The following is a 25,125-nucleotide window of genomic DNA, read 5'->3' on the forward strand; positions in this document are numbered from 1 at the left end:
AGATACAATTGAAAACCAACATAATTAATTCTTCTTTTTCATTGGGACTTCTTTTTCTTTTGGTAGCTTGCTCTACTAAAAGGGATTCTTTTTTATCAAGAAATTCACATGCTTTAAGTACGAAATATAATATTTTATATAATGGCCAAATTGGTCTAGACAAAGGAGTGATTGGGGTAAGTTCGGATGACACCGATAATTTCTGGAAGCTATTGCCAATTGAAAAAATGCAATTCAAGGAAGATGATAATGTTGCTACGAAAACTAAAAATGCCGATTTTGAGTTGGCAGAAAAAAAAGCAACCAAAGCCATTCAGAAACATTCGATGAATATTGATGGAATGGAAAAAAACTTCCAGACTGATGAGGCGTATTTATTATTAGGAAAATCACGTTATTACGACCAGCGATTTATTCCTGCATTGGATGCTTTCAACTATATATTGTATAAATACCCTAATAGCAGCCGCATTTACGAGGCTAAAATTTGGCGTGAAAAAACAAATATGCGTCTTGGAAATGATGGCCTTGTAGCAAAAAACATGAAGCGATTATTAATTGATAATAAACCAGTCTATAAAAAAATAATATTCCTTAAATATAGAAAATCGGGTTTAAGCAAACAACTTCAGTCAGATGCAAACGCCTTATTATCCGAGGCATATTTAAATATTGGGGTAAAAGATAGTGCTTTAATTCATTTAAATTTGGCACAAAATCAAACGCGCAATAATTATCAAAGAGCCCGTTATCGATTTATTTTAGGGCAATTATATGAAGAGCTTGGAAAAAAAGATAGTGCAATCTATGAATACGAGTCAGTTATTAAAATGAATCGTAAAGCAGAAAGAAAGTATGTTATTCAGGCACAAGCTAAAAAAGCACAACTGTTTGATTTTAACACTGGAGATACATTGGTATTCTTAGAGACCTTTGAAAAATTATTAAAAGATCGTGAAAACCGCCCTTTTCTAGATGTATTGAATCATCAAATGGGACTTTTTTATGACAAACAAGACAATCAAAAAGTAGCTTTACATTATTATAATACTTCATTAAAAAAAGCAAAATCAGATCAATATTTAGTAGCTTCTAATTATCGCAATATTGCTAATATGTATTTTCGAAAAGCAAAGTATCCTATGGCAGCAAAATACTATGATAGTACTTTGACTAAATTAAATCAAAAAAGTAGAGAACATATTCATATTGCTAAAGTTCGAAAAGATTTAGATGATGTTATTTTATATGAAGCCATTGCAAAAAGGAATGATAGTATTATCAAAGTTTTTTCAATGTCAGATCCTGAACGAGTTTCTTATTTTGAAGATTACATCGTGAAGCTTAAAAAAGTAGATGAAGAAAAAAGAATCGCTTATGAAAAGCAATTACAGATTCAAAAGAACATCGAAAATAATGGCAAATCAACTACAAATGATGTAGCCGTTTCAGATTCAAATTTACCTAAACCAAAAGCAACTGTATTACCTCCATCAATAGGCGGTAATCAAACGGCAACACTTTTCTATTTTTACAATTCCAATACGGTTTCGTTTGGTAAATTAGCTTTTAAAAGCAATTGGGGTTCCCGTTCTTTAGGTGGAAATTGGCGTATAGGATCAGATTCTAATGCTCAATTAGCAGATAACGCTGTCACCAATGAAGAAGATCAAGTTGTTGAAGAAAAAAACAAAGCCGATGAAATAATTGCAGAATACACCTCTGATTTCTATGTAAAGCAACTTCCTTCAACTCAAAAAGAAAAAGACAGTATTCATAAAGAACGTAATTTTGCCTATTATCAATTGGGTGTTATTTATAAAGAAAAATTCAAAGAATATCCTTTAGCGATTAACAAACTAGAACAGTTATTACGTCAAAACCCTGAGGAAAAATTAGTACTTCCAAGTCTTTACAATTTGTATAAAATATATCAAATCACAAATAATAGTAAAGCAGCCGAAATAAAAAACACTATTTTAACACAGTTTCCTACTTCCCGTTATGCACAAATTATTGGGAATTCAGCAGCAGCTGAATTGGTTAATGATTCTCCTGAAAAAGTGTATGAACGCGTTTATGCTTTATATGAGGAAGAAAAATTTGAAGAGGTTTTAGAGCAAACAAATCTGTTAATTAATCAATTTTCAGGAGATGAAATAGTTTCTAAATTTGAATTATTAAGAGCTAATGCTATTGGGCGATTAAGAGGCGTGATTGCGTATAAAAATGCATTGCAATATGTTGCGGATAATTATCCAAACAGTGAAGAAGGCAAACAATCATTAGAAATTGTTAACACTCAAATTCCTATATTAGAGAAATTGAATTTTAACAATGAGGAATCTAAAAACTGGAAAATTTTGTATAAACTTTCAAAAGCAGAAGAAACCAAGATGAAAGTTATGGAGGAGAAAATAAAGAAATTTATTGCTAGTGCATACAATACAATATTAAAATACTCATTTGAAGGATATAAAGAGAACGAAAAATTCTTAGTAATACAAGGTTCTAACTCAGAAGAATATGCTAAGGTGGTTAGCGCTCTTTTAAAAGAAAACAAAGATTATAAAATTGAGGAACCTGCCATTGTATTGTCCAATGAGAATTATAAAGTGGTACAAATTAAAAAAAATCTTGAAGACTATTTAGCTTCAAAAAAACAATAAATATGTTTGATAAAAAATCAAAACCCTATACCGATGTTTTAGGAAAAACCAATAGAATTGTTGAAGGAACAATTATTAAAGGAGATATTGTTTCTCAAGCTGATTTTAGATTAGATGGAGAATTAATCGGTAATTTTGAGTCGACTGCCAAATTAGTTATTGGTCCTTCGGGAATTATAACTGGAGACATTATATGCAAAAATGTAGATATAGAAGGAACGTTTAGGGGTAAAATTCAAGTTGCTGAAATTTTGAATGTGAAATCCAAAGCGAAAATTCACGGAGAAGTCATCGTTGCTAAATTATCAGTTGAACCAGGAGCTGAATTTAGTGCTTCCTGCGTAATGAAACAAAACATAGAAAAACTCATGCTTACTGATGGAGAAAAAACCTCAAAAAAAGAGATCAAGTAAGTGGATTGCACTTATTAATATTCCCATTCAAATGGGAATAATTATATTTTTGTTCTCCTATTTAGGGGATTGGTTAGATGAAAATCATCCAAACCCAAAATTTTATTATAACAAAATATTGGTTATGGTAGGCGTTGTCTTAGCATTATATAATGTGATAAGACAAGTAAACGAAATTGGTAAATCGGAATAAAACGTACGGATAAAGGATGGGTCAATTCCATCTTTTATTAGTACAAATACCTATGTATGATTCTAAACAAATATAAACCCATACTTTTTTTATCTGTTCTATCTCTATTTGCATTTATTGTACATCAATCACTTTTTTGGTTATTTAAGATTAATGATGATGGATTTTTTTATTCATTAATGACTCTTTATCTTGTTTTTTATGGTTTATCAGTATTTGTTTTCATCATACTATTGGAAGTAAAAAGTAGAAGTTTTGATAATGTTGGAATGTCATTTTTATTAGTAACGAATCTTAAATTAGTTTTTTGTTATATTCTTCTAAAGCCGATTCTAAAAATGGAGCCCTTTGAAAACACGATTGAGAAAATTAATTATTTTATGATGTTTATTCTCTTTTTAGCAATAGAAACGATTCTAACTATAAGAATTTTAAACGAAAAAGAATAAATAGACTGCAAATTGACGAAACCTCAAAATATTTTTTTTATATTCTTTCGGATATTAATAAAAAATGTACCTTTGCACCAAAATTTAGAAACGTAAAAATAACATATTTAACAGTTATGGTGATTTTAATCAAACCGCTTAGATTTATATTAGTAGTTTTAGTAGCGTGTCTTCCTCTAAGAAGTGTAGCAAATTCTGAAGTTGATTCTTTGCAAGTACAAACAGAACTTGCTCATGAAGTAGTATCAGAAGGACACCATAAAGGAGCTCATGCAGAGCCTACAGATGTAAAGTCAAAAATTAAAGCCTTTGTAAGCCATCACGTTTTAGATTCGCACCACTTTTCATTAACTCAAGATGATGAAAGTGGAGAGCACTGGGGATTTCCTTTGCCAGTAATCTTATTTGATGAAGGTTTTCATATTTTTTCTTCTGCAGCCTTTCATCATGAAAACGGAGTAGTAGAATCGAAAGGTAAATATTATGTTTTAAGTCACCATGATGGTAAGATCTATAGAACTGATGCTTCTGGTGAGATAAATGAAAATGAAGAAACTGGTTTCCCTTCAAATGTTCGTCCACTTGATTTTTCAATCACAAAAACAGTAGTTTCAATTTTCTTTGCTGCTTTATTAATGTTCTTATTGTTTAGTAGTTTAGCTAAATCATATACTAAAAATGGTGGTATAGCTTCAGGTGTTGGTCGTATTTTTGAGCCTATTGTATTATATGTACGTGACGAAATTGCAATTCCAAATATTGGTGAGAAAAAGTATAAAAACTACATGAGTTATTTATTAACAATATTTTTCTTTGTTTTGTTTTTAAATATTTTAGGGTTAATGCCACTAGGTATTAATGCAACAGGAAACTTAACGGTTACATTTTCGCTAGCTTTTTTAACTTTTTTAATTACAAACCTAACAGCTAATAAAAATTATTGGGGACACATCTTCTGGATGCCAGGTGTGCCAAAACCAATGCGTATTATTTTAGCACCTATTGAATTGCTAGGGATTTTCATCAAACCATTCTCGTTAATGATTCGTTTGTATGCAAACATTTTTGCAGGACACATTGTATTGATGAGTATCATTGGTTTAATGTTTATCTTTAAAAGCTGGATCGGAAGTAGTTTGTCATTTGGATTGTCATTCTTGCTTTCAATTCTTGAAATATTAGTTGCTTTTTTACAAGCGTATATCTTCACGATGTTATCGGCACTTTACTTCGGTTCTGCTGTAGAAGAGCATCATCATGATGAAGCACACTAGGAAAGGTTAGGCGTTAGAAGTTAAAAGTTAGAAGTCCCACAGACTTAACCTATAACTAATAACACATCACTTCTCCCTACAAATTGAATGTTTAATTTTTAATATATATATCATGGAAATTCCACAAATTATTGGAGCTGGATTAATCGTTATCGGAGCAGGTTTAGGTATTGGAAAAATTGGTAGTTCAGCAATGGACGCAATTGCTCGTCAGCCAGAAGCTTCAGGAAAAATCCAAACAGCTATGCTTATTGCTGCTGCACTTATTGAAGGTATTGGTTTCGCTGCTTTATTCGCATCGTAATTAAAACAAAAAGACAATAGTTGCAACGGTTGGTTGTAACTATTGTTTTTAAAATTAAAACATTAGATTGCGGTTTGCAATTAGATTAAAATTTAGAATATAAAATTTATACTTATATACAATGGAAAAGTTAATAAATCAGTTTGAGTTTGGTTTGTTTTTTTGGCAAATTTTAATATTTGTTGGATTAATACTTTTGTTAAAAAAATTCGCGTGGTAGCCTATTCTTGATGCAGTAAATGATAGAGAAGAAGGAATCAAAAACGCATTACTTTCTGCTGAAAATGCTAGAAACGAAATGAAAAATTTGCAAGCTGATAACCAACGTATATTGCAAGAAGCAAGATTAGAGCGTGACAACATGCTTAAAGATGCTCGCGAAATGAAGGAGAAAATGGTTGCAGATGCAAAAACTGAAGCACAAGTGCAAGGTCAAAAAATGATCGAGCAAGCTAAAGCAGCTATTGAAAGCGAAAAAAATGCAGCTATGGCTGAATTGAAACTTCAAGTTTCAACTTTATCATTGAACATTGCAGAGAAATTATTGAAAGATGAATTATCTAACAAAGAAGCTCAAACTAAATTAGTTGAGAAAATGTTAGGTGATGTAAAGATAAACTAATCATTATGGCAAGTACAAGAGCAGCAATTCGTTATGCAAAAGCTATTTTAGACTTAGCAAACTCAATAGGTATTGCCGATGTAGTTAATAAGGATATGAAATCTATTGCTTCAACAATCGAGGGTAATTTGGAATTGAGTACATTTATTCAAAACCCAACTACTACTGTTGATGTAAAAGAATCAGTATTATTAGAAGTTTTCGCTGATGTGAATGGAGTTACTAAAGGGTTGTTTCATTTATTATTTGAAAACAAAAGATTTGAAATTCTTGGCGCTATTGCTCAAGAATACAGTAAATTATTTGATGTAAGCATTGGTGTTCAAGTTGTAAAAGTAACTACAGCTTTCCCTATGGATGCTGCACTTGAAGCTAAAGTTTTGGCTAAAATTGCAACACTTTCAGATAAAAAAATTACAATTGAAAGTAATGTAGATCCTTCTATCATTGGAGGTTTTATCTTAAGAATAGGCGATCAGCAGTACAATGCTTCGGTAGCTAACAGATTACAAGGATTAAAAAGAGAGTTAAGTAACTAGTTTTATTGCACATTTAAGTGTCTAAATTATAAATTAAGATGGCGGAAATCAAACCTGCTGAAATTTCAGCAATATTAAGAAAGCAAGTAGAAGGTTTTGAATCTGGCGCTACGCTAGAGGAAGTAGGAACCGTACTTCAAGTTGGAGATGGTATTGCTCGTATTTACGGGCTTTCAAATGTTCAATACGGAGAGTTGGTAGAATTTGAAAATGGTCTTGAGGCTATTGTATTGAATCTTGAAGAAGATAACGTAGGTGTGGTACTTTTAGGACCATCTACTGGAATCAAAGAAGGTTCAACTGCAAAAAGAACACAACGTATTGCTTCTCTTAAAGTAGGTGAGCAAATGGTAGGACGTGTAGTAAACACTCTTGGTTTTCCTATCGATGGAAAAGGACCAATTGGTGGAGACTTATACGAGATGCCATTAGAGAGAAAAGCTCCTGGAGTTATCTTCCGTCAACCAGTTACTGAACCATTACAAACAGGTGTAAAAGCAGTAGATGCTATGATCCCAGTTGGTCGTGGACAACGTGAGTTGGTTATTGGTGACCGTCAAACTGGTAAGTCAACAGTTTGTATCGATACGATCTTAAATCAAAAAGAATTTTATGATGCAGGGAAACCAGTTTTCTGTATCTATGTTGCAATTGGACAAAAAGCTTCTACTGTAGCAGGTATTGCTAAAATGTTAGAAGAAAAAGGTGCAATGGCTTATACTGTTATCGTTGCTGCAAATGCATCTGATCCAGCTCCAATGCAAGTGTACGCTCCTTTCGCAGGTGCTGCAATTGGTGAGTACTTCAGAGATTCAGGTCGTCCAGCATTAATTGTTTATGATGATTTATCTAAACAAGCTGTTGCTTACCGTGAGGTATCTCTTTTATTAAGAAGACCTCCAGGACGTGAAGCTTACCCTGGTGACGTTTTTTACTTACACAGTCGTTTATTAGAACGTGCTTGTAAAGTAATTGCTGATGATGGAATTGCTAAAAACATGAATGATTTACCCGATTCATTAAAAGGAATCGTTAAAGGTGGTGGTTCATTAACAGCATTACCAATTATCGAAACGCAAGCTGGTGACGTTTCTGCTTATATCCCAACAAACGTTATCTCTATTACTGACGGACAAATTTTCCTTGATGGAGATTTGTTTAACTCAGGTGTACGTCCAGCGATCAACGTAGGTATCTCTGTATCTCGTGTGGGTGGTAACGCTCAAATTAAATCAATGAAAAAAGTATCAGGTACTTTAAAACTAGATCAAGCACAATTCCGTGAATTGGAAGCGTTTGCTAAGTTTGGTTCTGATCTTGATGCAGTTACCTTGAACGTAATTGAAAAAGGAAGAAGAAACGTTGAAATCTTGAAACAAGGTTTGAATGACCCTTATACTGTTGAAGACCAAGTGGCTATTATTTACGCTGGTTCTAAAAACTTATTGAGAAATGTTCCTGTGAACAAAGTAAAAGAATTTGAAAAAGACTTTTTATCTTTCTTGAACACAAAACACAGAGCGACTCTTGATGCTTTAAAAGCAGGTAAATTGACAGATGATATTACTGATGTAATCGAAACTGTAGCAAAAGAAGTATCAGCGAAATATAACTAATATTAGAAGTTAGAAGTTATGAGTTAGGAGAAACCTTCTAACTCATAACACTTAACTTATAACTTTTACACAAATAATGGCAAATTTAAAGGAAATCCGTAATAGAATTACTTCCGTTTCATCAACGATGCAAATCACATCGGCAATGAAAATGGTTTCTGCAGCAAAGCTAAAGAAAGCACAAGATGCAATCACTGCGATGCGCCCTTATGCCGAAAAATTAACTGAATTATTACAAAGTCTCTCAGCTACACTTGAAGGTGATGCAGGAGGTGAATTTACTACACAACGTGAGGTAAAAAAAGTATTAGTTGTTGCCATTACTTCAAATAGAGGTTTATGTGGTGCTTTTAATACCAATGTAATAAAAGGAGCAAAAAGTCGTGTTGAATTTTACGCGGGGAAACAAGTTGATATTTTTGCTATAGGTAAAAAAGGAAATGATGTTTTAACTAAAACAAGTTCAGTTATTGCTAATGAAAGTAGTGTTTTTGATGATTTAACATTTGATAACGTTGCTGCTATTGCTGACACTTTAACTGAAAAATTCGTTTCTGGTGAGTATGACAAAATTGAATTAATTTACAATCAATTCAAAAATGCTGCTACTCAAATCGTTCAAGTTGAACAATTTTTGCCTTTGGCACCAGTTAAATCTGATTTGAATATCGCGCCTGCAGACTATATTTTTGAACCATCTAAAGAAGAAATTGTATTGACTTTGATTCCTAAATCATTGAAAACTCAATTATACAAAGGAATTCGTGATTCTTTTGCTTCTGAACATGGAGCTCGTATGACTGCAATGCATAAAGCAACTGATAATGCAACTGAGTTGAGAAATCAATTGAAATTGACATATAACAAAGCACGTCAAGCTGCTATTACTAACGAAATCCTTGAGATTGTTGGTGGAGCTGAAGCTTTGAACGGATAAAAAATAATAGATTTTATTAAAAGAGGCTGTTTCACAAGTTGTGAGACAGCCTCTTTCTTTATTTTCTTTATTATGTTCTTGTCGATTTTTTTATTTTTTGAATTCAAAATAGCACTTTATTTTATTTGTTTATAAAAAAGATAACTAATGATTGTATTCGCTTGAACGATTAAATAAAAGAATTGGTTATTTTTGTTTTCTGAAATTAATAGACATACCATTTTGGGATTATATAAAAAACTTTTTAAACAAACAGCAATTTATGGATTGGCAACAGTGTTGCCTAGAATGTTCAGTTTTTTGCTTGTCCCACTCTACACTAATTTACTGCCAAAAGCAGCGTATGGTAAGGTGTCTATTATTTTTGCTTGGATGATTTTCTTCAATGTTATTCTTGCTTATGGTATGGAAACCGCTTTTTTTAGGTTTTACAATAATGAAACTAATAAAAAGTCAGTCATTGAAACCTCAATGATTTCTATATTTTGGACTACTATTATTTTTTTATTCATAGCATTATTGTTCCGTACGACATTGGCAAATTGGTCAGGAATAGATTCACAGTATATTACCTATACTATTTGGATCCTAGCACTTGATGCTTTGGTTATCATTCCTTTTTCTAAGTTAAGAGCGTATCAAAAACCAATGGTTTATGCTATCATTAAAATTGGAAATGTTTTGGTAAACTTAATATTGAGCGTTTTGTTTTTGCTTTATTTCCCAAAATTAATTCATTCAAATCCAAACAGTTTTGTTAGTTCATTATATATTGATAATTTTGAAATTGGCTATATTTTCTTAGCCAATATCATAGCCAGTTTACTCACATTTATTGTTTTATCAGCAGATTATGTATTCTTAAAATGGAAATTTGATTTTGTACTTTGGAAAAAAATGATGCATTATGGATTACCTATTATGGTCGCTGGAATAGCATTTGCAATTAACGAACAATTTGATAAAATTCTATTGGCTAAATTACTTCCAGCTAAAATCGCTGAAGCCGAAGTAGGAGTATATTCTGCTTGTTATAAATTAGGGTTGTTTATGGTTTTATATCGTACTGCCTATACGCTTGGAATAGAGCCTTTTTTCTTTAGTCATGCTTCTGATAAAAACGCACCAAATACGTATGCTATGGTGACAAAATATTTTGTGATCTTCGGTTCGTTTATTCTTTTAACGGTAATTGTTTTTGCTGATTTGTTTAAATTCTTGATGATTCGTGATTCCTCATATTGGGTGGCGATGAAAGTCGTTCCATTAATTATTCTGGCTAATTTTTTTTTAGGAATTTATACAAATCTTTCCGTTTGGTACAAATTGATTGACAAAACATACATTGGAGCATATATTTCCATAGCAGGTGCAATAATCACGTTGATTCTAAATTTTTTACTAATTCCATCTATGAGTTATATGGGTTCAGCTATCGCAACACTAGCGGCATATGGAAGCATGATGTTAATTTCTTATTATTTAGGAAATAAATATTATCCTATTCCTTATGACTTCAAAAAAATAGGGAGTTATCTAGGGATGTCCATCTTATTTTCGGTCATTTCTTTTTATAAGTTTAGAGAAAATTATTTTGTTGGAATAGGATTGTTGTTCCTCTTTTTATATTTTATTTATTACAATGAAAAAGAAACTTTAACTACGATTTTGAATCGAAAAACCAAATCCGAATGAAAATAAACATTATCAACAAATCCCAACATGCTTTACCAAGTTATGAAACGATAGCTTCAGCAGGAATGGATTTAAGGGCTAATTTAGTCGAAAGCATTACATTACAACCTTTAGAAAGAACAATTGTTAAAACAGGGCTTTTTATTGAATTACCAATAGGTTTTGAAGCACAAGTAAGACCAAGAAGTGGTTTAGCTTTTAAAAACGGAATAACAGTACTTAATAGTCCTGGAACTGTAGATGCCGATTACCGTGGCGAAATAGGCGTGATATTGGTTAATTTATCCGATCAAGCTTTTGAAATCCAAAACGGAGAACGCATCGCGCAACTAATAATCGCGAAACACGAACGTGCGGAATGGTCAGCAGTTGAAGAATTATCAGAAACTTCCAGAGGTGCTGGTGGTTTTGGAAGTACAGGGGTAAAATAGTTTAGTATAATCATAAAAAAACTTTGTGCACTTAGTGTATTCTTTGTGCCTTAGTGTTTAAATAATAAAGATAATGAAAATAATAGTTCCAATGGCAGGACGTGGTTCACGTCTTCGTCCACATAGTTTAACAGTTCCTAAGCCTTTAATTCCCGTTGCTGGAAAACCGATTGTTCACCGACTAGTTGAAGATATCGCTAAAATCTTGAAAGAACCAATTGAAGAAATTGCCTTCGTATTAGGCGATCCCGGTTTTTTTGGTGATGATGTTGTGAAAAGTTTAGAAGAACTAGCAACAGGTTTAGGAGCAAGAGCTTCTATTTACCGTCAAGATTTGCCTCTAGGGACTGGCCATGCAATTATGTGTGCCAAAGAATCTTTGTCTGGACCTGCAGTAATTGCTTATGCTGATACATTGATCAGAGCTGATTTTGATTTGGATCCTGCTGCAGATGCCGTGATTTGGGTAAAACAAGTGGATGAACCAGAAGCCTATGGTGTAGTAAAATTGAATGCTAATGATGAAATAGTTGAATTAGTTGAAAAACCTAAGGAGTTTGTTAGTGATAGAGCTGTTATTGGCATTTACTATTTCAAAGAAGTAGGCGAATTGAAAAAAGAATTGCAAGGAGTCTTGGATAACAATATTCAAAATGGTGGAGAATACCAAATCAACGATGGTATCAAAGCGATGATGGCTAACGGTAAAGTTTTCAAAACCGGAAGTGTTGACGAATGGATGGATTGTGGAAATAAAAACGTCACAGTCGAAACAAATTCTAGAATGCTTGGTTTTTTGCAATCTGATGGTGAAAATTTAGTAGCACAAAATACTAAATTAGAAAATGCTACAATCATCCCTCCTTGTTTTATTGGGGAAGATGTCGTTTTAATTAATGCAACCGTTGGGCCTAACGTGTCCTTAGGGAAAGGTTCTCATGTAAGTGATAGCACCATTAAAAATAGCTTGATCCAAACACATGCTCATATTAAAAATGCCAATTTAGATAATGCCATGATTGGAAATCACGTTGAGTTTGATGGTAATTTTACTAGTGTTAGCATTGGAGATTATTCGGTTTTAGAATAGTTTTATTTAGTTGTTTTTTAACACATAAATCATTGCTGTTTAAGTTACAATTGAGGCGGTTTTCTTAGGATATAAAATATAGCTGGCATATCAAGTCAATAACTTAAAGTCTAAAATCTATAATAATTCGTTAATTTATGACTATAATTTATTGATAACAAAATTTGTAATAATTTGTGTAATTTGTGGTTTATACTAAAATGATAAAAAAATTGGTTTTATCGCTATTGTTTTTTGTTTTGCTGAGCAATACTTCTTTTGTTTTGGCACAAACAGAGAAAGAGTATGTAAAAACCGATAAAGATAAATTTGAAGACAACTTTTATGAATCCTTAAAACAAAAGGGAATTGAAAACTATGATAAAGCCATCCTTTCTTTAGAAAAGTGTTTGAAATCAGAACCTGAAAATGCGACTATTCATTTTGAATTAGGTAAAAATTATTTGGCATTAAAAAAGTATAAAAATGCGCAATCTTCATTTGAAAAAGCAACACTGATTGATCCTACAAATAAATGGTTTTGGATGGGGATTTATGATGTGAATTATGCAACCAAAGATTATTTGGGTGGTATTGCTACCATTAATAAACTCATTTCTTTTGATCCTAAATTCAAAGAAGATTTGACTTCTTTGTATATGAATACGGCTCAATTTGATAAAGCATTAGCATTAATTAATGAACTGAATGAAAATGTAGGCAAGTCAGACCGACGTGAATCTTATAAAATCCAGATCTTATCCCAAGGGAAATACCAAAATACAGAGATTCAAAGTCTATTGGAACAGATTAAAAAAAATCCAAAAGAGGAATCTAATTATGTCAATTTGATTTATTTCTATTCTAAGAATAATCAGATTGATAAAGTGTTAGAAACGGCTCGGCAACTAGAAATTGAAGTTCCTACCTCAGAGTGGGCACAAGTAAGCTTGTTCAAAAATTATTTAGAAAATAAAGAAGGTGATAAAGCAGTCAAAGCAATGCAAATTGTTTTGGCTAGTACCAAAGTAGACTCGAAAATAAAACACCGTATTCTCAATGAGTTTTTGCTTTTTGTGAATAATAATCCGCAGTATGAAAAGGAAGTTGAAAAAGCGATTTCTTATTTTGATACCGATAAAGAGGTGGATGTATCCAAAGAAGTGGGTAAATTTTATCATTCGAGAAAAGAATTTGATAAAGCCATAAAATATTACGAATTATCGAATAGTAAAACTGATAAAATGGATGTTGACAACAACTTACTTTTGTTGCAAGCGTATGTTGATGCGTCTAAATTTGGTTTGGTTTCCAAAAAAGCTTCTGATTTGATTGATTTTTTCCCTAATCAGCCTCAGTTCTATTATTTCTCAGGTTTGGCATACAACCAACTCAAACAGTTCAAGAAAGCCATGGAAATACTCGAAATGGGTATGGATTTTGTAGTAGATGATAAGAATCTTGAAATTAATTTTAATATTCAATTAGGAGAAGCCTACAACGGCTTAGGAGATAATGCTAAAAAAGAATTTTATTTCTCTAAGGCCAATCAATTATTAAAAAAGTAAAAAATGCACACAAAATATTTTCTCAAAAGAACCTTCATTCTGTTAACTTTAGTAAGTAGTCTTGCTTTTGTTTCTTGTAAATCAAAACAAGTACTGGTTCAGTCTACAGATGCAACCCCAATTATTGGTTTAAAAAACAATGCAGTAATTGAGAAGTTGTATACTAACAAAACTGATTTTAAAACCGTTTATATCAAGTCAAGTGCCAGTTTTGACAACGGAAAAACAGCACAAAATGTAACCGCTGAAATCCGAATCAAAAAAGATGAACAAATTTTAGTAAGTATTCGTTTTTTAGGGATTACAATGGCCAAAGCCTCGATTACACCTACGACAGTAAGTTATTATGAAAAAATAAAAGGGACTTATTTTGAAGGAGATTTTAGTACTTTGAGTCAATTTTTAGGGACTGATTTGAATTATGATAAAATTCAGAATATGCTGATGGGAGAATCACTAGATGATTTAAGAAAAGGAAAATATACTCAAACGATGGAAGAACAAACGTATCGATTGGATGACAAAGCGAACAATACAACTCAAAAAACGTTCTACATAGATGCTGCTAATTTTAAAATGAAGAAGCAAGAAGTAGTTCAAACGGATAAAGCTAGAAAAATTCAGATACAATACACTAATTTTAATTTGTTTAGTGAAATTTTAATGCCTCAAAAAGTACAAATTAATGCAACGCAGGATAAAGGGAAAACCGAAATTAATTTGGATTACGATTCGATTTCTTTTAATGAGGAACTTTCTTTTCCATATAGTGTCCCAAATGGCTACAAAAGAATTTTAATTAATTAAATTTGCACAAATATATTTTCAAGATGCCAAAGTTTTTTCTAAGCCTAGTTTTAATATGCATGACTTCTGTCCTGTGGAGTCAATCTTCTCAACAAGAAAAGTTAGAGCAACGCAAAGCCCAAATTCAAAGGGAGATTAAGGACAATGAGAAGATGTTACAGTCTGTCAAATCCAAGGAAAAATCAGCGATGAATGTATATTTGATTCAAAAAAACAAAATCAGACTGAAGGAAAATTTGATCAGCACAACTGAGAAACAAACCAAGTTGCTTGCTAACGACATGTACTTAAATCAATTAAAAATCAATAAACTCAATAGAGAGTTGTTGATTTTAAAAGAAGATTATGCTAAAAAAATAGTGCAATCCTATAAAAGTCGTTCAGAACAAAGCCGTGCCATGTTTATCTTGTCTTCTGAGAATTTTTTACAAGCTTTCAAAAGAGTACAATATTTAAAACAATACACTAATTTCCGTAAAGAACAAGGGGAAGAAATTAAGGGGAAATCTACCGAATTGATTGCATTTAATAAAAAATTAAATGAGCAAAAAGTTGTCAAACAAAAACTTCTTGTAGAAAACAGAAAAGAACGTGCTTCTCTTGTAGTAGAAAAAGTAGAACAAGAAAAATTAGTTAATTCTATTAAAAAAGATAAAAATAGAATCGTATCAGATATTCGTAAAAAACAAAGTGAGTCTAAAAATATTGACAAACAAATTGATCGTTTGATTAGGGAAGCGATTGCTGAAGCTAATAGAAAGGCGGCGGCAGAAAAAGCAAGATTAGCTGCCGAAGCCAAAGCAAAAGCTGCCGCTCTTGCCGCTGCTAATGCCCCAAAATCGTCTAAATCCTCAAAAAAAGAAGAGCCTGTTGTAGCGATTAAAGAACCTGTTGTTTCTCGTTCTGAAGTTTCTTCCTCTCGTATTGAGTTGACACCTGAAGCAAAATTAATTGCAGATAGTTTTAGAGCAAACAAAGGGAGTTTGCCTTGGCCAGTCGAAAAAGGATTTGTTTCCTTAGGATATGGTGATCAAGCGCATCCTATTTACAACACATTGGTCATTCACAACAGTGGTGTTGAAATCACAACCGAAGAAGGTTCTAATGCGCGAGCTGTTTTTGGGGGAGAAGTAGCCAGTGTCATGATTTTATCGCCTGTAAATAAAGCCGTGATGATTCAGCATGGAGATTATTTTACTGTTTATCAAAACTTAAGTTCAGTATCTGTAAACAAAGGAGATAAAGTAAGTATCAAACAAAATCTTGGACGTATACGAACAAGTGGAGAGACCGGGAAGACAGTTATTAAGTTTTTGCTTCTACAGAACACGACTTATGCTAATCCTCAAGGGTGGTTGACGAATATGTAATTTATAATTTAAACTCAATAGGTTTCTAGAACCTATTGAGTTATTTGTTTTATCAAACCGTCCAGTAATACTAGGTTCTGACTGCACAATAAAAAACCGAGATTATCTATATTATAAAAAGGGGTTAAATTTTAGATTACCAAGATCTAAATGCATTACAAAATCATTGCTACAAAAAAGAAATTCTTTCTTGAAAAATTTGTTGTATAAAACCTCATCTTTTTACAATGGATACAGACTTAATAATAGCTTCCAACTCATGCATCAAATCTCTTTTTTCTTTTGAAGGCGAATAACAAAATCCTTCCAATACTAAAATTCGACCGTATTCCTCATCAACAATAGCATAATTAATAAATGGACCAGACATGAAGTCGTTCTTCAGTTCCCAAGTTCCTTTCATTTCATAGGCTGTTTTACCATCTAATTTTATCTTAAAAAAATAAGGGGCATACGCTTCTTCAGTCATCATATCCGTATCATGCTCTTTTCCGTGAATATATAGGTGTCCAATAGAATCACGCATACTAATAATATTGGAAACCAAATTATTTTTATTGATAACATGTGGAATAGGCACTTGATAAATCAACAAACTACTACTTCCACTGATTATCTCCTTCTTAAACCATAAAAAACTAGCCTCATGGAGCGCATATTTATAGTCCGAAGGCACATCAAGACCAATATGAAATTTATTGTTGATAATCGCAGGGTTAAGCACCGATTTTCTGATTATCTTTTGACTTTCTTCAATCTCAGTTTGACGAATAACGGCAATTATAGTAGCGCTTTGTTTTTCTAAAATATTTAGTATATCAGCTATAGTTCTTCCTGAAATGTGAAATACATTTTGGGGAGAAGCATATTGATCCGTAATAATTTCAAATTTATTAATCTCTTCTTTTTTAACCACAATAATATTGCGGCTATCCGTCATGAAACCTTCTAATAATTTAGCAGGATATTGATTGATGTTAAAAAGAGGTTCTTCTTGTGGAAGCCCAATCACAGGAGAGGCAAACTTGTTTCGAATGCTATCTCCTACTTCACCGTTCCATAATTGATCATCAATAACAATTGATATACTGTTGATAGTACCCGTGGTTTTCTTGGGCATATCGTCCTCTTTATTTTTACAAGAAAATAAGAGTAATGAAATAAATAGAAATAAGAAATGGGCTTTGTTCATAATTGTAAAATTACAAAACAAAACCCATTTTTATAAAAGATTTAAAAGGATTATCCGTTTATTTTAAGCTTCATTCCAGGTTTAATTCCTTCGTTGCTTATATCATTCCATTTTTTCAAATCAGCAATCGTAACTCCTGGATATTTTTTAGCAATACTATATAAAGTATCTCCTTTTTGCACATAATAATCCGCTGAAGCTTTGGTCGCTTTAGTAAAGGAATCAGCCTTTTTAAATGAATTTACTGTTGCTAATGAAGTATTGATTGCAGGCTCATTCTTAGCAACAATCAATGTCTTTCCTAACGCAACACTAGTTGTTGATAATTTATTCCATTGTTTCAACTCCGTTAATGAAGTACCAAACTTCTTAGCAATGTTACCAAGGTTATCTCCTTTTTGAACAATGTATTCTATGTTTTTCAAAACAACTACTGGAGATACAGTAGCCACTTCAGCATGGGTGTGATTTTTAATTTTAATCTTTGTTCCCAAAGCTATAGCAGGCCCCGATAAATCATTCCATGTCATTAGATCAGCAACAGTAACATTATTGGTTCTTGCTATTGAATTCAAGTTATCTCCTTTTTGCACTACATAAATAACCACCTCATCAGCTACTACTTCTTCTATACTGGATGCTACTTCTTCTTTATTTTTAGTCTCAACAACGGCTACTTTTGGGGTAATAACAGCTGTTCCAATCGTTTTACTAGCTTTAAAAATCGTATCAGCAGGTGCGGAAATTTTTAGGTTTTCACCGTAAGCAATCGAATTACTTTGAAGATTGTTCCATTTTTTAAGGTCTTCGATACTCACATCGTATTTGTTCGCAATCACACTCAGATTATCACCTTGTTGTATTTTATAAATTAGAGTATTTGAAACTGACAATTTTGAAGGGTCCGCTTTTTTAATTTCTTTAGCGACTATAGCCGTTTTTAAAGGCTGAATAATACCATACTTAAGATCATACTCATGTTGAACATAAGCATATATTTTATCTTCATTTGAAGCAAAAACAGCAATCTTATCTTTTGGCAATCTTAAAAAATGATTTTTATCGTGATACGCTGGAATTATATTCAGTTTATACGATGGGTTTAATAACTGTAATTGTGCCATAGGCATATCTAATAATGACGCCACTTGACTAAAAGTCATTTCTTTTCTAACAGCGATAGTATCTGTAGCATATAGTTTTAATGCATTTACATCTGGAACAATTCCATGTTCTTTATGGTATTCAAAAATATACATCGTGGCTAAGAAAGCCGGTACATATCCTTGTGTTTCTTGTGGTAGGTGTCTTTTGATATCCCAAAAATTTTGTTTACCTCCTGAACGTCTGATTGCTTTTGAAACATTTCCAGGTCCTGAATTATAAGAAGCCAATACCAGCTCCCAGTCACCAAAGATTCTATACATTCTTGCCATATAATCAGCGGCTGCTTCTGAGGCTTTTAAAGGGTCGCTTCTTTCGTCAACATAAGAATCAACGTTCAGATTGTATTCTTTACCTGTTTGATACATAAACTGCCATAAACCTGTGGCTCCAACTCTTGATACTGCCTTTGGATTTAAAGCTGATTCAACGATCGATAAATATTTTACTTCTAAGGGTACATTTTTTTTTGCAAAAGCTTCTTCAAATAAAGGAAAATAAAAATCAGAAACGGCCATTAAGCGTTCGTATGATTTTTTGCGATATTTTAGATAGGATTTAATAACATTCTCTAGTTGTTCATTGTATTGGATTCTAAAAGGTGATTTTTTATCCATCTCCTCCAATCTTGATTTCAATAATTCAGTAGACAAATCATAATCGACTTTTTTATTTTCATCTACATTGACCAAATCATTGGTCATCTCGTTATACAAGTCCATATTAGTCAATTCTTTCATCCATAAACTATCCACACAAGTGGCGAGGTTATCTTTGATAAATGTCTTTTTGATGGAATCTAAATAAGAAATGTTATTCTCTAAAACAACAATCCCTTTGTTTTCAGCAACTTCTTGCGAAAACAAAGGGATTGTTACTAATAAAGAAAGTGATATTGTGATATTTTTTATAGTCATATTTCTTTTAGTTAATACGCTTATTCATAACTTGTTAACGATACATTAATACAAACATACTACGTATTAACTAAAAAAAACTATAAATATTGTTAAAAATAATAATATTAGTCTAAAATCGCAGCAATTCCAGGCAAAACTCGTCCTTCAAGCATCTCTAACATCGCTCCACCACCAGTTGAAACATAACTTACTTTGTTTTCAAAACCGAATTGTTTTACTGCAGCAACTGAATCTCCTCCTCCTACAAGAGAGAAAGCTCCATTAGCTGTAGACTCGGCTATATAATCACCTAAAGCGATTGTTCCTTTAGCAAAAGTATCCATTTCAAAAACTCCTAATGGACCATTCCAAAGGATCGTTTTAGAAGCTAAGATTACTTTTTTGAAGTTTTCTAATGATTTTGGACCTGCATCCATACCTTCCCAACCATCAGGAATTTCTCTAACGTCAACCACTTGTGTGTTAGCGTTATTAGAGAAATCATCTCCGGCAACAACATCAACAGGAATGTGAATTTGAACTCCTTTTTCTTTTGCTAAACGCAAAATTTCTAAAGCCAATTCCATTTTGTCATCTTCACAGATAGAATTTCCAATTTTACCACCTTGCGCTTTGACGAAAGTAAAAGTCATTCCACCACCAATAATCATGTGGTCTACTTTATCCAATATATTTTCAATAACGGTAATTTTTGAAGATACTTTAGAACCTCCTAAAACTGCTGTTACTGGTTTTTCGCTATCTTTTAATACTTTATTGATGCTTTCAATTTCTTTAGCCAATAAAGATCCAAAACATTTAGCTGATGGGAAAAATTGTGCAATGATTGTTGTTGAAGCATGTGCTCTGTGAGCCGTTCCAAAAGCATCATTTACATAGATATCTCCAAGAGATGCTAATTCTTTTGCGAAAGCAACATCCCCTGCTTCTTCTTCAGCATGAAAACGTAAATTTTCTAATAATAAAACTTCACCTGCTTTTAAATCGTTTGCAGCAGCTGTTGCTACTTCACCAACACAGTCAGCAGCAAATTTTACAGGAACTCCAAGAATTTCTGAAGTTGCTTTCAAGATGTGCTTTAACGAATATTTATCTTCAGCTCCTTTTGGTCTACCTAAGTGAGACATCAAAATAACACTTCCACCGTCAGCAAGAATTTTGTCAATAGTTGGCTTTGCAGAAACGATACGAGTAGTATCTGTTATGTTGAAATTTTCGTCCAAAGGAACGTTAAAATCAACACGAATAATTGCTTTTTTATTTTTAAAATCAAAGTCGTTTAAAGTCTTCATTAAGATCTATTTTAAGTTTATTTTTTTTGAAATTAGAACAAATATAACTCTTTTAGATTAGTATTAAATTTGAAAAAAGAGAAAAAAACCATCTAAACGGTACGAAAACGTTGTAAATAAACAAATTACACATTTCCATTGTTATGTGTGTAATACCATTGTATCAATAATGTCAGCTTGAGCTTGTCTAAGACCTGTTGTAAAAAGCATTTGGACAAGCTCGATGTGACAATAGTTATAGAATTTAACGATAAATAATACTACTAGCGTATTTATATACTATTTTATTAATCGTGAATAGGAGACTGTGTACAAGGACAATTGCTAATTCCTGCGAAGAAATCTAAACCTATTGTCACCATATGCGTTCCTGAATTATAATTAGCCAAGGTATTCAGATTTAATTGATACGAATATCCAAAATAAAAATTAGACTTCTTAGCCCCTACCATTGGCCCTACGGTAATGGGTTTAAAAAATTGATCATTAAGAAAACGATAGGACACTCCTGCCCAATAATAATCTTCATATTTATTAAAATGTCGGTATTTGAAATTCACATCTGTACTGGAACGTTTGTCACTAGCAAAGTATTGGTAATACACAGAAGGCTCAAATTCTACTTTACTATTTGACGGACTTTTAAAAACATAGCCTGAAAAAACCTGATAATTCAAAAGCAACGTAGGCTCTACTCCTCTATATTTATCAATATTTTTAGTTAGAATATTACTGGCATTTAAACTTAAGTAAAAATCACGGTTCCGATACAAACCACCCACATCAAAGTTATTGTTTGAATTAGACCGGTTGTCTGTAACATTAGGATCTACTATTGGAATATCATAGGTCCCATTAAAATTATTAATATCAATATTAAAATTATTAATGTTGTATGAAATACCAAATGATAAGTACTGCTTGGTATAATAATCCAAAATAAGGTGTTGGGCAAAAGAAAATTTTGCTCCTGATTGATGGGTATTTCCATTACTATCATTGTAAAAAGAAACTCCTACGCCAGAACGATCCGCAATACGCATATCAGCATATATGGATTGATTTTTGGGAGCGTCCTTAATACCCACCCATTGCATTAATCCATTGGCTCTAATTTTGAGGTTGTCACCAATACCTGCAAATGTAGGTGATATGACAAAGTAATTATCGGCTAGATATTGCGTAGAAACAGGCAAATTCAACTCTTGACCATAACCCGAAGTTATGGCCAATAAAAGAACTGATACTAGTATTTTTTTCATTTTAATATTTTTAATTTGAGATAACATAACCCTTGTATTTTGTTGTTATCTGTATAGTGTAAAATGACCTACAAATTCGCGGTTGTCTTTTGAATCATTAAGTTTCAATATATACCAATAGTCTCCAGAAGGAAGTTCTTGTCCGTTATACTTACCATCCCAATATTGACCCAAACGATAGGTTGCAATTTTACGACTGTATCTATCATATATGTCGAAAGTAAGATCCTTATAGTTTACCGTACATCCAGGAGCCCATCCATCACTTATTCCATCACCGTTTGGAGTGAAATAATTAGGTACACACACATCAATATATTCAAAATAACGCGTTACAGTAGCTGTACAACCATTAGCATCAGTTACTTCAACTGTATAATCACCTGATTTATAGATGATATATTTATTATTGGTTCCGTAGTTTTCTCCATTAAAGGTGTATTGATAACTACCACCACCACCAGTTGCTGTTGCTACAATCTCATTCAATCCTCCATCAGTAAGAACTAATGCTAGTGGATCCACTGGTAGAATTTCAAAATTTGCTGTGGTTTTGAAACAACCATTTGTATGTTTCACATCAATAAAGTGATTGGCACCAACTGGTACATTGGTAAACACATTACTCGGCTGATAAGGTCCACCATCTAATGAATAGCTTACATCGGCTGGATTCGTAATACTAGCATCTACAGTCACAGTTACAGAATTACTAGCGGCATTGTTAACACATCTGTAATCTACCACTGCTACTGGATTAATTTTCACTGATTCATCCATCCTAACAATCCAATTATAAGTACAGGTATTCGCATCACGAATATAAACCGTATGTACACCACCTCTTAATCCTGTGAAAGCAAAAATAGTTTGTGTTGCTGTTCCTGTCATGTAGCTTCCATTAGGATCATCTACACTAACACTGTATGGCATAACACCTCCGGTAATATCAATAGCAAACTCACCATCTTTGTCATCATAACAAATTTCAGGAATGACAGTACCTATAATAGTCGAAGCAGCAATAGGAGTTGGCTCAGTAATATTAACATTCAATGGAACGTAGCAACCTAAAACATCCTGAACAATAATATCATAACTACCAGGTGCTAGATTATCAAATACATTGTTATCAAAAAATTGATTCAAATTAGGCGAGATCGCATATTTAATAACACCTGTTCCTCCACTAGCGTTTACTGTCACCATACCGTTTCCAGCACCACTACAAGTAACATCCTGAATTACTGGAGCTGAAACTGTTAAAGGAGCTAGAGGTTGCGTAATTGTAACTACTAATGATAATTTAATACAATCACCACTATCTACTTTTACCTGATAACTTCCTGCTGGTAAATCTGTAAAGATACCTGGAGAAGCTTGTGTAGCAGTAAATGCTAATGCGTTTCCAGATCCATCTAATAATGTATACACATAATTTCCTAGACCTCCTTGAGCAGTTGCCACAATAACACCTGTTAGATCTCCAAAACAGTTAATCACTGGATTTAGTGTATCAACATTAACAACTAAAGGATCAAGTGCATCAATTTTAATATCGTTAGAAACAATACTAATACATCCATTATTGTCTTTTATATAATAATGATACGTACCTACAGGAACAGCGAATGTTGCCGTTGTACCTGTCATTACAGTAGAAGTTCCAAAACCAGGATCAGCACTATAACTATATGGTGCTGTACCGCCAGTTGCTGTCAACGTAAGGGTTGTTTCATTCAAACAGGTTTGCGTTGTTGCAACAGCTAAACTCGCTTCTACTTTTGTAGGTTCAGTAATGGTTACTGTTGTTGAAGTACCACTACATCCCCATGGATCCGTTGCGGTGATGGTATACGTTCCTACTGCTAATCCTGTAAATACATTTGAAATTTGTGGCCCTGAACTAATCATTGGCGAAGCTGAAGTGATATTTAAGGTATATAAATAATCTCCGTCTTTTCCTCCTGTTGTAGTGATAGCAGTAACAGTTCCCGTAGCATCATCTTTACAATCTAATAAAATATCAGAACTTGCCGTTACAGTTATTGGTACTGGAATATCTAATATTACCATTTTTGAATCAATACACCCTTTTACATCTCTCACACGAACGGTATACGTATCTGCTGCTAGATCTGAGAAATCAGTAGTAGGTGACCAAGGAGAAACTACTCCTACACTATTTTCTAATTGATATTCATAATCACCAGCCCAACCATCGATTGCTGTTACAGAGATGGTTCCGTCATTTCCTGGTACACACGTAATTTCAGTATGTGTTTCAGATATCGCTAACGCTGCTGATGGTTGACTAATTGTAAAACTAGTTTCTACCGTACAGAAAGGTGTATTGTCTAATGTAGCCGAAACCGTATATTGACCCGCTGTCAAGTTTGTTAAATTTAATGTACCTGTAGGAGTTGAATTTCCTGTACTTGAAACTGGACCAGTTACTGTGTAACTAAAAGGACCTGACTCATCAGTTGGTGTTGGTATTGTATCAATTAAGTTAATTGTTACCGCTCCTTCATTCGAACTATAACAAATTACATCCGATGTTTTCACTGCATTTAATTGGAACGTATTTGGCTCATTTATATAATGTGCTTTTTGAATGCTACATCCAGTTGCAGTGTTCAATGCTGTGATAATGTAATTACCCACATTTAATCCTGTGAAGTTTCCTGTAGTGTTGTTGGACTCAATTACTACTTTAGGAGTACCATCTTTTGGTAAAAATTCTAATGTATATTCCATTCCAGAAGCAATTGTATTTCCTTCTGCATCAATAGTAGTCACCGTAATTTCCTCAAGATTAGTACATGTAATTGCTTTTTTAGTAACAGTTAATTCATCCAAACGTACATAAGGAGTAATAGTAACCGTAGCAGATGCTCCGCTACAACCATTTTCATCATAAACGTTTACGGTATAAGAGCCTCCTGCAAAATCAGGTTCGGTGTACACATTTGATGTTCCTGTTTGAACAACTATGTTAGGAGTACCCACTTTTATAAATTCATAATTTAAGTATGTACTTGAACCTCCTGAAATCCCAGCTGGATCAACTGTAATAGTTGCGTAATTAGCTGCGTTTGTTCCTGCATTACAACCAAATTGTGCAACGTTAACTGTATTAACAGCAATTTGATCAGGTTCCGTTACAACAATTGTTGCTGTTTCTTCACATCCTCTTCCTGATGTAACTGTTACTGTATAACCAGAGGCATCACTTGCTGGAAGATTTTCAAATACTGTTGAATTTAGAGCTGGTCTTGTGACTACATTTCCTGAAATATCAAAACCTGATAACGCATAAGTATAAATTGGATTATC

The 25,125-nt window shown here is 32.9% G+C and carries 20 protein-coding genes and 1 pseudogene; 16 read left to right on the forward strand and 5 right to left on the reverse strand.

What is annotated here, in order from left to right:
• The first annotated feature begins 8 nt into the window (after window positions 1-8).
• The 16 genes and pseudogenes from WBQ70_RS00195 (at window position 9) to WBQ70_RS00270 (ending at window position 15,956) form a co-directional block, all read left to right on the forward strand.
• A complete protein-coding gene (locus WBQ70_RS00195) occupies window positions 9-2,669 on the forward strand; it encodes a tetratricopeptide repeat protein (RefSeq protein WP_423908898.1) in 2,661 nt (886 codons plus the stop codon).
• Between the two features lie 2 nt (window positions 2,670-2,671).
• Window positions 2,672-3,082, forward strand: coding sequence for a bactofilin family protein (locus WBQ70_RS00200; RefSeq protein ID WP_423908901.1), 411 nt, complete (start codon window positions 2,672-2,674; stop codon window positions 3,080-3,082).
• On the forward strand, window positions 3,048-3,275 hold the full coding sequence (locus WBQ70_RS00205; RefSeq protein WP_423908904.1) for an AtpZ/AtpI family protein: 228 nt from the start codon (window positions 3,048-3,050) through the stop codon (window positions 3,273-3,275). Before WBQ70_RS00200 ends, WBQ70_RS00205 begins: the two co-directional genes overlap by 35 nt.
• A 56-nt stretch (window positions 3,276-3,331) precedes the next feature.
• Entirely contained in the window at window positions 3,332-3,724 is a 393-nt protein-coding gene (locus WBQ70_RS00210; protein ID WP_423908906.1) for a hypothetical protein, read from the forward strand.
• Between the two features lie 116 nt (window positions 3,725-3,840).
• A complete protein-coding gene (gene atpB / locus WBQ70_RS00215) occupies window positions 3,841-4,998 on the forward strand; it encodes a F0F1 ATP synthase subunit A (protein WP_423908908.1) in 1,158 nt (385 codons plus the stop codon).
• A 112-nt stretch (window positions 4,999-5,110) separates the two neighbouring features.
• A complete protein-coding gene (gene atpE / locus WBQ70_RS00220) occupies window positions 5,111-5,302 on the forward strand; it encodes an ATP synthase F0 subunit C (RefSeq protein ID WP_170111537.1) in 192 nt (63 codons plus the stop codon).
• Between the two features lie 121 nt (window positions 5,303-5,423).
• A pseudogene (locus WBQ70_RS00225) lies at window positions 5,424-5,924 on the forward strand (F0F1 ATP synthase subunit B).
• Between the two features lie 5 nt (window positions 5,925-5,929).
• On the forward strand, window positions 5,930-6,463 hold the full coding sequence (gene atpH, locus WBQ70_RS00230) for an ATP synthase F1 subunit delta (protein ID WP_423908911.1): 534 nt from the start codon (window positions 5,930-5,932) through the stop codon (window positions 6,461-6,463).
• 38 nt (window positions 6,464-6,501) lie between these two features.
• Complete coding sequence (gene atpA / locus WBQ70_RS00235; protein ID WP_423908913.1) at window positions 6,502-8,079, forward strand: F0F1 ATP synthase subunit alpha; 1,578 nt, start codon at window positions 6,502-6,504, stop codon at window positions 8,077-8,079.
• 76 nt (window positions 8,080-8,155) lie between these two features.
• Window positions 8,156-9,016: an ATP synthase F1 subunit gamma gene (gene atpG / locus WBQ70_RS00240; protein ID WP_423908916.1), complete on the forward strand. Its 861-nt coding sequence runs from the start codon at window positions 8,156-8,158 to the stop codon at window positions 9,014-9,016.
• A 222-nt stretch (window positions 9,017-9,238) separates the two neighbouring features.
• Complete coding sequence (locus tag WBQ70_RS00245; protein ID WP_423908919.1) at window positions 9,239-10,711, forward strand: lipopolysaccharide biosynthesis protein; 1,473 nt, start codon at window positions 9,239-9,241, stop codon at window positions 10,709-10,711.
• On the forward strand, window positions 10,708-11,142 hold the full coding sequence (gene dut, locus WBQ70_RS00250) for a dUTP diphosphatase (RefSeq protein WP_423908922.1): 435 nt from the start codon (window positions 10,708-10,710) through the stop codon (window positions 11,140-11,142). Before WBQ70_RS00245 ends, dut begins: the two co-directional genes overlap by 4 nt.
• Window positions 11,143-11,215: 73 nt before the next feature.
• Window positions 11,216-12,232, forward strand: a complete 1,017-nt coding sequence (locus tag WBQ70_RS00255; protein WP_423908925.1) for a sugar phosphate nucleotidyltransferase — start codon at window positions 11,216-11,218, stop codon at window positions 12,230-12,232.
• Window positions 12,233-12,432: 200 nt separating this feature from the next.
• Window positions 12,433-13,779, forward strand: a complete 1,347-nt coding sequence (locus WBQ70_RS00260) for a tetratricopeptide repeat protein (RefSeq protein WP_423908927.1) — start codon at window positions 12,433-12,435, stop codon at window positions 13,777-13,779.
• Window positions 13,780-13,782: 3 nt separating this feature from the next.
• Window positions 13,783-14,586 (forward strand): DUF4292 domain-containing protein, encoded by an 804-nt coding sequence (locus tag WBQ70_RS00265; protein ID WP_423908930.1) that lies wholly within the window; start codon window positions 13,783-13,785, stop codon window positions 14,584-14,586.
• 59 nt (window positions 14,587-14,645) lie between these two features.
• Complete coding sequence (locus tag WBQ70_RS00270; protein ID WP_423908933.1) at window positions 14,646-15,956, forward strand: murein hydrolase activator EnvC family protein; 1,311 nt, start codon at window positions 14,646-14,648, stop codon at window positions 15,954-15,956.
• A gap of 214 nt (window positions 15,957-16,170) precedes the next feature.
• On the opposite strand, the gene WBQ70_RS00275 is transcribed toward WBQ70_RS00270, so the two are convergent.
• From WBQ70_RS00275 to WBQ70_RS00295, 5 genes are all read right to left on the reverse strand, one after another.
• Complete coding sequence (locus tag WBQ70_RS00275; RefSeq protein WP_423908936.1) at window positions 16,171-17,076, reverse strand: DUF4837 family protein; 906 nt, start codon at window positions 17,074-17,076, stop codon at window positions 16,171-16,173.
• 122 nt (window positions 17,077-17,198) lie between these two features.
• Window positions 17,199-19,229 carry a LysM peptidoglycan-binding domain-containing protein gene (locus WBQ70_RS00280; protein WP_423908939.1) on the reverse strand — a complete coding sequence of 677 codons (2,031 nt, stop codon included), beginning with the start codon at window positions 19,227-19,229 and terminating at the stop codon, window positions 17,199-17,201.
• Between the two features lie 107 nt (window positions 19,230-19,336).
• A complete protein-coding gene (locus WBQ70_RS00285; RefSeq protein ID WP_423908942.1) occupies window positions 19,337-20,524 on the reverse strand; it encodes a phosphoglycerate kinase in 1,188 nt (395 codons plus the stop codon).
• A gap of 287 nt (window positions 20,525-20,811) precedes the next feature.
• The gene (locus tag WBQ70_RS00290; protein WP_423908945.1) at window positions 20,812-21,786 is read right to left on the reverse strand and encodes a PorP/SprF family type IX secretion system membrane protein; all 975 of its coding nucleotides are present in this window, start codon (window positions 21,784-21,786) and stop codon (window positions 20,812-20,814) included.
• 45 nt (window positions 21,787-21,831) lie between these two features.
• Window positions 21,832-25,125: T9SS type B sorting domain-containing protein (locus WBQ70_RS00295; RefSeq protein ID WP_423908947.1), on the reverse strand; the 3,294-nt coding region annotated here is incomplete at its 5' end.

Source organism: Flavobacterium sp. (assembly GCF_049590715.1).
Lineage (GTDB): Bacteria > Bacteroidota > Bacteroidia > Flavobacteriales > Flavobacteriaceae > Flavobacterium.